12 protein-coding genes are annotated in these 11,694 nt (G+C 46.8%); 7 read left to right on the top strand and 5 right to left on the bottom strand.

Annotation, left to right across the window (positions count from 1 at the left end; all coding sequences use genetic code 11):
* The first annotated feature begins 189 nt into the window (after positions 1-189).
* The 3 genes from QUA02_RS03350 (at position 190) to QUA02_RS03360 (ending at position 4,444) form a co-directional block, all read left to right on the top strand.
* On the top strand, positions 190-1,119 hold the full coding sequence (locus QUA02_RS03350; protein ID WP_445305116.1) for an SGNH/GDSL hydrolase family protein: 930 nt from the start codon (positions 190-192) through the stop codon (positions 1,117-1,119).
* Between the two features lie 469 nt (positions 1,120-1,588).
* Positions 1,589-2,968, top strand: a complete 1,380-nt coding sequence (locus QUA02_RS03355) for an ammonium transporter (RefSeq protein ID WP_445305122.1) — start codon at positions 1,589-1,591, stop codon at positions 2,966-2,968.
* A gap of 270 nt (positions 2,969-3,238) precedes the next feature.
* Entirely contained in the window at positions 3,239-4,444 is a 1,206-nt protein-coding gene (locus tag QUA02_RS03360) for a 4-hydroxy-3-methylbut-2-enyl diphosphate reductase (RefSeq protein WP_333025293.1), read from the top strand.
* A 219-nt stretch (positions 4,445-4,663) separates the two neighbouring features.
* Here QUA02_RS03360 and QUA02_RS03365 read toward each other — a convergent pair whose 3' ends face one another.
* Together QUA02_RS03365 and QUA02_RS03370 are read right to left on the bottom strand one after the other, a co-directional pair.
* Complete coding sequence (locus tag QUA02_RS03365; RefSeq protein WP_333025294.1) at positions 4,664-5,749, bottom strand: MORN repeat-containing protein; 1,086 nt, start codon at positions 5,747-5,749, stop codon at positions 4,664-4,666.
* An 87-nt stretch (positions 5,750-5,836) separates the two neighbouring features.
* Positions 5,837-7,474: an energy transducer TonB gene (locus QUA02_RS03370; RefSeq protein WP_333025295.1), complete on the bottom strand. Its 1,638-nt coding sequence runs from the start codon at positions 7,472-7,474 to the stop codon at positions 5,837-5,839.
* A 751-nt stretch (positions 7,475-8,225) separates the two neighbouring features.
* Between QUA02_RS03370 and QUA02_RS03375 the strand changes: the two genes are divergently transcribed.
* The 4 genes from QUA02_RS03375 to QUA02_RS03390 all read left to right on the top strand — a co-directional run bounded on the left by QUA02_RS03375 (position 8,226) and on the right by QUA02_RS03390 (position 10,183).
* Entirely contained in the window at positions 8,226-8,885 is a 660-nt protein-coding gene (locus QUA02_RS03375; protein WP_333025297.1) for a MotA/TolQ/ExbB proton channel family protein, read from the top strand.
* Positions 8,869-9,270 carry an ExbD/TolR family protein gene (locus tag QUA02_RS03380; RefSeq protein ID WP_333025298.1) on the top strand — a complete coding sequence of 134 codons (402 nt, stop codon included), beginning with the start codon at positions 8,869-8,871 and terminating at the stop codon, positions 9,268-9,270. The genes QUA02_RS03375 and QUA02_RS03380 overlap by 17 nt, the downstream gene beginning before the upstream one ends.
* Positions 9,271-9,505: 235 nt before the next feature.
* The gene (locus tag QUA02_RS03385; protein WP_333025299.1) at positions 9,506-9,649 is read left to right on the top strand and encodes a hypothetical protein; all 144 of its coding nucleotides are present in this window, start codon (positions 9,506-9,508) and stop codon (positions 9,647-9,649) included.
* 210 nt (positions 9,650-9,859) lie between these two features.
* Entirely contained in the window at positions 9,860-10,183 is a 324-nt protein-coding gene (locus QUA02_RS03390) for a hypothetical protein (protein ID WP_333025301.1), read from the top strand.
* A 243-nt stretch (positions 10,184-10,426) separates the two neighbouring features.
* Here the strand turns inward: QUA02_RS03390 and QUA02_RS03395 are convergent, their stop codons facing one another.
* From QUA02_RS03395 to QUA02_RS03405, 3 genes are all read right to left on the bottom strand, one after another.
* The gene (locus QUA02_RS03395) at positions 10,427-10,663 is read right to left on the bottom strand and encodes a hypothetical protein (RefSeq protein WP_333025303.1); all 237 of its coding nucleotides are present in this window, start codon (positions 10,661-10,663) and stop codon (positions 10,427-10,429) included.
* Between the two features lie 263 nt (positions 10,664-10,926).
* Positions 10,927-11,259 (bottom strand): transposase family protein, encoded by a 333-nt coding sequence (locus tag QUA02_RS03400; protein ID WP_333025304.1) that lies wholly within the window; start codon positions 11,257-11,259, stop codon positions 10,927-10,929.
* 130 nt (positions 11,260-11,389) lie between these two features.
* The gene (locus tag QUA02_RS03405; RefSeq protein ID WP_333025306.1) at positions 11,390-11,611 is read right to left on the bottom strand and encodes a transposase family protein; all 222 of its coding nucleotides are present in this window, start codon (positions 11,609-11,611) and stop codon (positions 11,390-11,392) included.
* Positions 11,612-11,694: the final 83 nt, after the last annotated feature.

Consider the following 11,694-nt stretch of genomic DNA (forward strand, 5'->3'; position numbering starts at 1 on the left):
TCGCCCTCAAATCTTCGATGCGAATTATGGTACAGTAGTGCCAAAAAGCAAAGTTCTGCATCGCCGCCCTTGCCCAAGACAGCACAGTGCTTGATTATTACAAGAATTGAGGCTTTAATTGAGCGGCAAAATTTGATGTAGCAATAAGTGCCAATTATTCAGTGTGGTGCCTGCAAATCGCTTGAGTTTATGGAGAAGTTTGGAGGAGTTAGCAGAAGTAGAAATCATAAATCCCTCTTAGGGATGGAAGGGCGCCGATCGAAAACTGTTCCGGTTTGGGCTTTGCTATCTCTGCTGACGAACGGGGTACTGATACTCGCAGTCGCTCAACTGCTGCGGGGACACAACTTGGCAGAAAGTTCCCCGGCTAGTGCTGCGGTGACGGTAGAAAGCCCTGATGAACAAATTCGCCCGGCGACAAACTCTGCAAAGGCAGTGCTAGACGTGCCCGTTCCGGGACAGCGACACAAATGGACTTACCAGCAGTGGGTGACGCAGTTGGGCCGAGAAGCTGAGGCGGCGGCGGCGAATCGACCCCCAAAACTGAATGTTTTGGCTGGGGATTCTCTGAGTATGTGGTTTCCGACGAAGCTGTTACCGCCCGATCGAATTTGGCTGAATCAAGGGATTTCGGGGGAGACTTCCGTGGGTTTGCTGAAGCGGTTGCAGTTGTTCGATCGAACTGTGCCGGATACGGTGTTTGTGATGATCGGGATTAACGATTTGTTGCGGGGGGCCAGCGACGAAGGGATTGTGGACAACCAGCGCCAGATTATCCGCGATTTGCGGTGGGCTCACCCCAAAGCACAAGTGGTGGTGCAGTCGATTTTGCCGCACAGCGGGGAACAAGCTACTTGGGAAAATCGCGATCGGCTTTTGGCTATTCCTAACAGTCGGATTCGGGAAATAAATCGGCGACTGAAAGAAATTGCTAGTTCTGAAAATGTTTTGTATCTGGATTTGCACCCGCTGTTTGCTGATGCTGACGGCAATTTACTAACTGAACTCAGCACAGACGGCTTGCACCTTAACGATCGAGGTTATCTGGTTTGGCGATCGGCCCTGCAAATGTTCGGTCAGATGCAGTTGAAAAATGAGTCATCACTAATGAGTCATTAGTTAGAAGGATGAAGGATGAAGTCATATTTTCCCACCCTCCCCAACTCAAAACTTTCCCCCTCTCCTCAACTCGCCCTCCCCAAATACTCTGCTGTCAAAGGCTATGTCAAGTAGCGACCGATAGATTAAGAAATACGATCCTGAGCTATTTAGTATAGGGTGATACAGAATTCCTGTTTGTACAAATGGTGCAATCCAAAAGGCATAGACCATTGGATTGATAGTTGACGAATTTAGATGAGTCCGGCTATACGAAGTCGGGGGTTGAGGATGGGGGAATTATCTATTGAAGATTTGTTCCGCTAAAACAGGGACTTAAAACCAAAGCACTATTGCATCTAAAATTCTCGCATCTAAAATTGGCCCGGTCTTCCCTGAAAATTGCTGAGTATGAGAAGGTACAACTAACGTGATCAAAAAAAGTTTAACGATCGGCATCATCGCCCTGTGGCTGCTAAGCGGGCCGCTGATGGACAATGCCTTAGCTCAAGACACTGCCCCTGCTGCTGCTGCTGCTGTTGCTGCACCGAATCCGATCGACACCGGCGATACGGCGTGGATGTTGGTTTCCTCAGCACTGGTATTGCTTATGACACCGGGGCTGGCGTTTTTCTACGGGGGACTGGTGCGATCGCGCAACGTCCTCAACACCATGATGATGAGCTTAGTCATGATGGGACTGATCGGCGTCACCTGGACTCTGTGGGGTTACAGCTTGGCCTTTGACGTTTCCACTCCAGCGTCCGAAGGCTTTGGTAAAGGGATCGAAACCTTTATCGGCGGCTTCGACTGGATGTTCTTGAACAACGTCACGGCCGACAAACCAGATCCGATCGGCTACGCACCGACAATACCCCACCAAGTCTTCATGGTGTACCAGATGATGTTCGCGATCATCACTCCAGCCTTGATTTCCGGGGCGATCGTCGAACGGGTAACATTTAAAACCTATTTCTGGTTCGTGCTGCTGTGGTCTACCTTCATCTACTCTCCTTTAGCCCACTGGGTTTGGGGTAGAGGCTGGCTGCAGGCGATCGGAGCTTTAGACTTTGCCGGCGGCACAGTCGTACACATCAGTTCCGGCGTATCAGCCGTTGTCGCAGCTTGGGTAATCGGGCCCCGCAAAGACCACTTGAACAAGCCCCACACCCCCCACAACGTACCCTACGTCTTGCTGGGAATTGGGCTGCTGTGGTTCGGCTGGTTTGGCTTCAACGGTGGTAGTGCTTTGGGCTCTGGTTCTTTAGCAACAGTGGCTTTTGTCACCACCATGATTTCAACAGCAGCAGGCGGTTTAACTTGGACAATTGTAGAATGGGTGCTCAAAGGCAAACCGACAGCAGTGGGAATTGCTAGCGGTTTCCTAGCGGGATTGGTGGGCATCACACCTGCGGCTGGATTCGTGCTTCCAGTGGGAGCGCTTTTGATCGGATCGATCACTTCGGTTTGCTGCTTTTTTGCCGTTAGTTGGCGGGCTAAGCTGGGATTTGACGACTCTTTGGATACGTTCCCGGTTCACGGCGTCGGCGGAACTGTAGGCGCGATTCTCACTGGCGTATTTGCGACTAAAGCGGTTAACGCTGCCGGAAATGACGGGCTGTTTGCCGGGAATCCGGGGCTAATCGTGACCCAGTTTGTAGGCGTTCTAGCTACTTACGTGTTTGCGGCTGTCGGCACTTTTGTCATCCTGAAAATTCTGGGGCAGCTTATGGAACTGCGAGTGCCGTCATCTGCTGAAGACCAAGGTTTGGATATCGGCCAGCACGGGGAAGAAGCTTACGGTGAGGATTTTGCCGGCGGTTTCACTTCGCTTGAATCGGGTTCTCCTTTTGCGCCGAAAAAGGTTTGAAACTATCATAAGGCTGACGCACTCAAGCCTGTGAAACCCGGTTTTTTTGTAGATTTATCAGCTCCCAAGCAAATTTTTCTAAGAAACCGGGTTTCTTTGCCGGATTTTGCGCTGAAGAAGGTTTGAAGCTAGGATTTGCAGTCAAAGTCAAAAATACTTGTGTAGCCCCGTTTTGCCGTTGTTGCAGACGGGGTTTTCAAATTTGAGATAGGAATTCTCCAATGGTTCTAAAATCAAAGGTAATTCACCTAGATTTCAACTCGATACCGCATGGATACTAAAGCTTTTAAACGATCGCTCCAACAGTCTGAAAACTACCACCGCAAGGGTTTCGGACATGAAGCGGAAGTAGCGACTGTGATGGATACGGCTTATCAAAGCAGTCTGATCCAGCAAATTCGCGACAATAATTACAGGCTGGAACGCGGCGCAGTCACGATCCGGCTGGCTCAGGCTTTTGGCTTTTGCTGGGGGGTGGAACGCGCTGTGGCTATTGCTTACGAGACTCGCCAGCATTTCCCCTCCCAACAGATTTGGATTACTAATGAGATTATTCACAATCCTTCTGTAAATCAGCATTTGCGGGATATGGAAGTTGGTTTTATTTCTGTTGAAAAGGGACTTAAAGATTTTTCGGTTGTCGATAGCGGCGATGTGGTAATTTTACCGGCTTTTGGGGCGAGCGTGCAAGAAATGCAGTTGCTTAACGATAAGGGCTGCAAGATTGTTGATACTACTTGTCCTTGGGTTTCTAAGGTTTGGAATACTGTTGAGAAGCACAAGAAGAGGGATTATACTTCGATTATTCACGGTCAGTACAAGCATGAAGAAACTGTGGCGACGAGTTCTTTTGCTGATAAGTATTTGATTGTGCTGAATTTGCACGAAGCTGAATATGTCAGCAATTATATCTTGCACGGGGGCGATCGGGCTGAGTTTCTTGCTAGGTTTAGCAAGGCTTATTCTGCTGGTTTTGACCCAGATGTGGATTTGGAAAGTGTAGGGATTGCTAACCAAACTACTATGCTCAAAACTGAGACAGAGAACATTGGCAAGTTGTTTGAAAAGACGATGATGCGGAAGTTTGGACCGGAGAATTTGAACGAGCATTTTCTGAGTTTTAATACTATCTGCGATGCGACTCAGGAACGGCAAGATGCTATGTTGAGTTTGGTTGAGGAAAAGTTGGATTTGATGCTGGTAATTGGGGGTTTTAATTCTTCTAATACTACGCACTTGCAGGAGATTGCGATCGATAAAACTATTCCTTCTTATCACATTGATTGTGCGGAGCGCATTTTACCTGGAAATCGGATCGAACACAAGCCTTTGGGGGGAGATTTGGTCGTGGCTGAAGGTTGGTTGCCTGATGGTAAAATTGTGGTGGGCGTGACTTCGGGTGCTTCGACGCCTGATAAGGTTGTTGAGGATGCGATCGATCGCATTTTGGCGATGAAAGCCCCTGCTGTTATCTAATTATCTTGTTTCCCCACTGCACTCGAAATCAGAATTTTCTGGGTGCAGTGCGATCGACCGCACTCGCAAAAAGAGTGTAAATCGGAGGTGAAATTAAAAGCCCTCCCCTACACTCATCAAATTGAAAAGCGCTATAAAACGCCAGTATGCCGGCTATAAAGCACATGATGTCATTGGTGAGGAGGGGGGGAAACAAGTAGGACGAGATAGGTTATAGGGTTATTTTTGAAGCTGCCCCTGTTGCCAATTTCCTTCTAGCTTAGTTCCATCTGTATAAATGTAGGAACCTTGACCGTGTTTTTGACCGTTGAGGAATTCACCTTGATAGCGATCGCCATTGGCGTAAATGCAGCTACCTTTGCCGCTGAACTGACCCTCGCGAAATTCGCCTTCGCAGCGATCGCCATTCGCAAAAACGTAAACTCCTTTCCCGCTCATCTTACCCTTGACAAAAGTGCCTTTATAGCTATTTCCATTGGCGAACTCGCGGACACCTTCACCACTAAAGTCTCCACTGTCGAACGGCCCTTGATAACGTCCCCCTTCTTTAAAAGTAAGCAATCCCTGACCTTGAGGGTTGCCCTTCACAAAATCTCCTTCATAGCGGTTGCCGTTCGGATATTCGCGAACCCCTTTGCCGTGAAATTGCCCTTCACTAAATTGCCCCTCATAACGACCTCCTTCAGCAAAGGTATAGGTTCCCTGTCCGTGAGGCAAGTTATTCAGCAACTCTCCTTCGTAGCGGTTTTTATTAGCATATTGACAGACGCCTTTGCCGTTAACTTTTCCTTCTTTAATATCTCCTTCGCAGCGAGTGCCATCACTAAACGTAAAAGCCCCTCGACCGCTGGGAGAACTATTGGTAAAAGAGCCTTCGTAACGAATGCCGTTAGTTGAGGTAAAAGTACCTGTACCATCGAACTCACCGTTTTTAAAACTGCCTTCGTAGCGGTTGCCGTTAGGAAATTCGCGGACACCTTGACCGTTGAATTCACCCAAGGCAAATTCTCCTTGGTATCGACCTTCTTCTTTAAAGGTATAGATGCCTTGACCGTGAGGTTGGCCGTTGAGAAATTGGCCTTCGTAGCGATCGCCGTTGGCATATTGACAGATGCCGGGGCCGCTGAGTTTTCCCTCACTCAATTCTCCCTCGCAACGTCCGCCATCGGGTAAAGTAATTACTCCTGCCATTGCGCTGTGAGGGTTGGCAAACAACATAGCCATTCCCAAGTTAGAACCAAGTAATAGAGCGAGTCCAAGTCGCTGAAGTTTACTTAATTTTTCTGACGATATTCCCAAATTCATAATTCACAAAAAATTAAATTTTTAAGTTTGCACTTGCGTGCCTGGTACTGAATTCCCAGGCAAATTACTGATGTTTCCAGCAATTCCCTAATCATCGAGCCGGAAGGTAATGGATGCTGTTTTTCCTTGAATGCCACTCTCTGATGAGGCGAATTTCCATTTTTCTACTGTTTTAATCGCTGCGCGATCGAAGTCGTCGTAGTTGCTAGAAATCAAGATTGCGATGTTGAATGCCTTACCGTTGGGGTCAACGTCAAACTTGACTTGCACTCGGCCTTCCCGCCCTTCTTGTCTGGCTGCGCTCGGATAGTCAGGTTTATCGCAGCTAATGCAAGTGCCTGGAGCCGGGCCGGAAGCCCGCGAAGGACTCACCCTTCGGACTGGATTTGTCGGTTTTGGCACCGCTCCCGAACCGCTGCCAAATGGCTCTGACGAAAGCCCGCCGCCATTTCCACCTCCACCGGATGATGAGTTCGACCCACTTCCTCCAGGGCTTCCGCCTCCTGGGCCTCCAGAGGAGGCGAGGTTTCCTACACCTCCGTTCCCATTTCTAGAATTGCCACCGCCTCCTGGCCTAGTAGCTGTGACTGGTGAGCCAGCAGCAGACGAGCCCCCCAATCGCCCCGAACCAGTCCCAAATGGCTCTGAGGAAGGTATGTCGCCATTTTCGGTGGCGCCGCCGGATGGTGAGTTTGACGCACTTCCTCCAGGGCTTCCGCCTCCTGGGCTTCCAGAGGAGGCGAGGTTTCCTACACCTCCGATCGCATTTCCAGAATTGCCGCCTCCTCCTGGCCTAGTAGCTGTGACTGGCGAGCCAGCCCCGGGCGATCGCTGTATGGGCCCGGAAGAAAAATTTGGTGCATCTGAGGAAGGCTCACCGCTACCCGCCGAAGCAGATGGGGAGAGCGGGTTATTTTTTTCAGGGCTGTCGGAGGACTTGGGGTTTCCAGCATCTTTTGTAAAGTCTGCGGAACTCCTAGCGCCCCTGGGGCGGGAGGCGGTAACGGGTGGTTCGCTGGGAAGGGATTCCTGGCTCGCCGTTGTGCTGGGGCTATCAATTTTTGGATCGGGCGAGGGGTTTTGGGGTTCGTTGGCGATCGGGGTTTTAGGATTTTCTGGGGAATTGAAATCTTGTGTAGGTGCGATCGGGGAAGGCTCCACAGGAGTTGGTGGCGAAGTTTCCGTTAAGGGCTGCTCTTTATTATTAATCTCTGGTGGTGGCGCTGCCGCAACCTGTGACTCCTCTGGAATCGGCGGGGGCGTTGCCGCAACCGGTGGCTCCTCTGGAATCGGCGGGGGCGTTGCCGCTATCGGTGACTCCTTGGGAATCTGTGGTGGCGTTACCGCAACTGGTGACTCCTCTGGAATCGGTGGGGGTGTTGCCGCAACCGGTGACTCCTCTGGAATCGGTGGGGGTGTTGCCGCTATCGGTGACTCCTCTGGGGGAGTGGGCTCTGCTAGCGGTTCTGGTTCGATCGTCTCCGGCGGGGGAGATACCTTTTCTGGAATAGCCAGCTCTGGCTTGGTTTCCTCTACTTTAGGCTCATCAAGCACAACAATTTCAATGGGATCTTCTGCAAATTCAGCAGGTTTGACCAACTTGAGGAGCAGCGGCAGCGCGACACCGTGCAGTAAGGTTGAGGCTAGCAGACCGATCGCCAGCACTTTTTTGAGAGCTTCTTCTTGTTGTTGTCTTTGCGTCGCCGAAAAATTTGAAAAACTCATGCCCGATCGATCTCCTTTATTGATGGGTTGGCAACATCCTCGCTGGCTCCCCCACATAACCCGAAACAAGCTACCAACTGCAGGTTGAGCTTGCTATCAATAATGAACCTACCCATCCTATAAGAAGACTGTCATCCTTTTCAAGACTCTTGCAATTAATTTTCATTTATTTAATTTTGAGAGAGCCAGTAGACGCCACCACTGAGCATTTCTTTTGGGTGGGCCTGCGTTGCTCCCAGGGGCGCTGTCAATGTTCGGACTCTGACAGGGCAAACTTCCAAAATTCCTTAACTGCAATACTCCACACCCGAATTTACCAACAAATTTCAGCATTCTCAAGCTTTTTAGAGAATAAATTCATAAGTCTTTATGATATTTAGCTGATTATCAATAAGTATTTTTTATTAAAAATCGTGGGTGATGGCTTGACAAAGACTGAATTTTGTGGAAACCTAGTTGAGAATCATTTAAAGTATTGAAGATTATTGTCAAGTCCTAACGCAAATCTTTAGCAAGCAAGCACTGGGAGAAAAATCGGTCGGGATCGCAGTAGGAGCATTTTGGGTACAGACGAAGAGAGTCACATACAGGTAGTGCGTTTGTACGATCGCGATCGCGCTTGAGTGAAACAATTTGCAGTCTGAATCACTTATACCGACTTGACGCAGAAACTCTACCAGCCTTCGATCGGGCTAATTGCACCATTAGGCAGCTTGCGATCATTCAACAGAGCTAGCGATAGTAAAAACCAATGGATAATCTCATTTACATTTTTAAGGCAGCAGGCATTGTTGCTTGGCCGCTGTTTGCCTCGTCAATCGCAGCAGTAGCGCTGATCGTAGAGCGTCTTGCGTTTTGGTTTAAGGTAAATCGGCGGCAGCGGCGAGTGGTGCGGGAAGTGCTACAAGTATACAGTCAAAACCCCGATTCCGCGATCAAAAAGTTACAAGTAAACGGCGATTTGCCCCTAGCCCGGATTTTTTTAGAAGCTTTAGAATTAGACTCGCCCAACATCGAAGAATTTCGTTTGGCCCTAGAGAGTGGCGCTCAGGCAGAAATCCCCATCCTGAAGCGATTCAATACAATATTTGACACCATTATCAGCGTTTCCCCGTTATTTGGGTTGCTCGGAACAGTTTTGGGGTTAATTGCTACCTTTGGTGCCCTCAAACTGGGGGATGCCGGGGGCACCAATGCCGCAGGAGTTACCGCTGGGATTAGCGAAGCCCTCATCTCTACGGCACTGGGGTTAGTGGTGGCAATTTTTACGCTCCTATTTGCCAATATGTTTCGCGGGTTTTACTTACAGCAGATAGCTTTTATTCAGGAAGCCGGAGGCCAGCTAGAGTTACTGTACCGTCACCGCTACGAACAACTACTAAGAGAATCTAAATATGCGCCTACCCGATGAACCTGATAATATTCCCCAGATTAACATCGTGCCAATGATTGATGTGGTCTTCGCCATATTGACGTTTTTAATTGTTTCCTCTCTGTCTTTATCCAAATCCGAGGGTCTGCCAGTAAATTTACCGAAAGCATCAACCTCTCAGAGTCAGGAAGCACCTTTTAAAATCACCGTCACCATTGATGCTCAGGGAAAATTAATGGTTGATAAAAAGTCAGTCAACTTAGACCAGATTGAGAGTACGGTGCGGCAGGTGATGGGGTCAAATCAGAGCTCCTTAATTATCCTGAATGCGGATAAAAGCGTCTATCACGGGAATGTTGTGGCAGTTATGGATCGATTACGCGGAATTAAGGGAGCTAAGTTAGGGATTGCTAGTACAAAGTAGAGAGCTAATATAATTCCTAATTTGTAATTCCCTCATACCTTTAAACTGAAATTACCCCGCGCAGATGTACTAAAAAAGCCTGTAAGCCTGATTATAAAATGAATACAGGCTTTAATACCCGCATTTTAGTACCTCTGTAAGTTCAGATTATTTTAATAATTTCATCAAAAAAATTGCTAGTAGTGTAGTCTTTTATATGGTTCTTCCGTATTTAGTATGCTAAATTTTTAGGAAAATGCCAAAAAAGCAAAGCTCGTATTTCAAACTTTTTAAAATTCCTCAAGCCGACAGATTACCGACAGGTGAATTTTCCGACGTTTTGGTGGCGCCGGGCCCAGTACCGCAAGTCGGGCGGACTACCGGGTTTCAAGTTCGTTGAGTGGGTGAAAGCCAATAAACAGAAGCAGCTAGCTTCGGCCCCTGGTGGTATAAAGTTGTTTTCAGACACTATCGCTCCTCGATCAAATAGCCTGCTGGTCAAACCTTGGGAAATCGTGTTCGAGGAGTAGAGAAGCTTTCCGAAATCTCCCAAAATGAATCTGAAACCGCAAGCCCAGCTCTGCCGATATCTAATTTCTGGAAATGACAATTGCCAAATTTAAAGGTAATCAAATATGGGTTGGCAATTTCAATGAATTTGCTGCACTTACAGGCAAATTACAGCAGTGTAGATTTTATCCATGAAAAGGGTGAAATCACTCTTCCTTCTGGAAACTACCATTATATATTTACAACAAAAAATACAATAGCAAGGAGAAGACCTAGCGATTTTTGCATAGGTTTATATTGTTTAGATGGCATCACTCATGGCACGCCAACTGATTCTGACGATGTGGTATCGAAGCCATGTTTAAATTTTGTAAAACGGGATGCTACCATTCAGGAGAGAGGAGTCTCTTGGCTATATCGTTGATTTTATCTATGATTTTGACTCTTGTTGTCACCCGTCAGACTTAGCTGCTGTTAAAGTTGTCTCAAGGGAGACTGTCCGCTCTTTTCTAATTTTTGATGTTTCAAAGGATTTCACAGATTTTTAGAGCCGATAAAAAAATCAATGAAATCAACGTAATCTCTCTTAATCCGTGTTCAGAAATGGTTTCAGAAATGGGGCAATAGCTGTGGACTTCTTGCCTGCACTTTCCTAGCGGTAAAATTATTAGCCAATTAGCTCTAAACCCTTCGCATGAGAGGAAACACCCTTCTTAATCCGCGCCACCACCACCATCAGTAGCAAGGCCAAACTGTCGTCAGAGAGTCCATCCACCAATATCTGCATATCTAACAAAGACTCTAGTTGCTTTGGCACTGACATCTGGCTGCTGTTGCCACATCCCTCTCCCCCCGTCAGCCGATTACAGAAGTAAACGCGGGCTCCCGGCTTAATCTCGTCCATTGCCTCGATTAATTTCCACAGCACCTCCGTAGAGATGCCAGTCTTGCCCCGCCGAAACTCAGAAATATGATTCTCGCTAACGCCTGAAAACTTGGATAACTAGACCTCTTGCGAAAGTCTCAGGCGAGCGCTAATTTGTCTTCAAAGAAAGTTCATAATTATAAATACCAGCGATCCAATTAAATCTTAATCCGAAGCGTCTTCTTCGATGACGATATCTTGATGAAAGTATTCTAAATATATTTAAACTTCGATGTATATTTTCAATAATAATTCTGGATTTTCCCCGTTGCCGATTTAAAAATTATTCGGCTTGACTCAGTTTTTTTTTGGAGCGGTGTTCTACTATTAGTCTGAATCTTTTTGATTCCTTGATAACCTTTATCACCTAAAAGTTCAAGTTCTTCATTCATCCCGATCTTGCTTTTTTTAAACAAACTAAAATCATGCGTTTTCCCGTTACTAAAAGCTGTACATATTATTTCGGTACTTTTTGTGTTGGCTAAAACTTGCGATTTTATTTTATGATATTTTTGCTTGCCACTATAATATTTCTTTTGCTTTTTTTTGCGACGCTCTATTTCATGCTCTGACACATCCACCGCTACAGTTTATATCTCATTTTGACTTTGATTTTTTTTTAGCATGTAAATTAAACAAACCTGAATTTATTAAAGCTTTCTCAGTCCTAATTACAATTCGATAAGCATTTGATTCATTAATACCTCATTTAATTCCCAGATGAAAAAAAGTAGGATATTCTCGCAAATAGGATAATGTCATTAAGATTTGATCTTCTCCGCACAATTTACTTGGTCTGACTGATTTTTTTTGAAGTATTTTTTCCGCTTTGACTATTTTTACCATCTCTTTGAATGTCTCTTGATGTACTCCACAGTAGCGTTTAAAGTCTTTGGGGGTTAACTTTTGTAATTGTTCGTAATTCATATTATTCAATACTCCGGACAGTTTTTAAAGAGGGATACGATCGCTTTTGCAGCAGAGAAGTGAAGAAAGTGAGTGCAATCTGA

Origin of the sequence: Microcoleus pseudofavosus SVA1_A4, assembly GCF_036700565.1 — a bacterium.
GTDB lineage: Bacteria > Cyanobacteriota > Cyanobacteriia > Cyanobacteriales > Microcoleaceae > Microcoleus.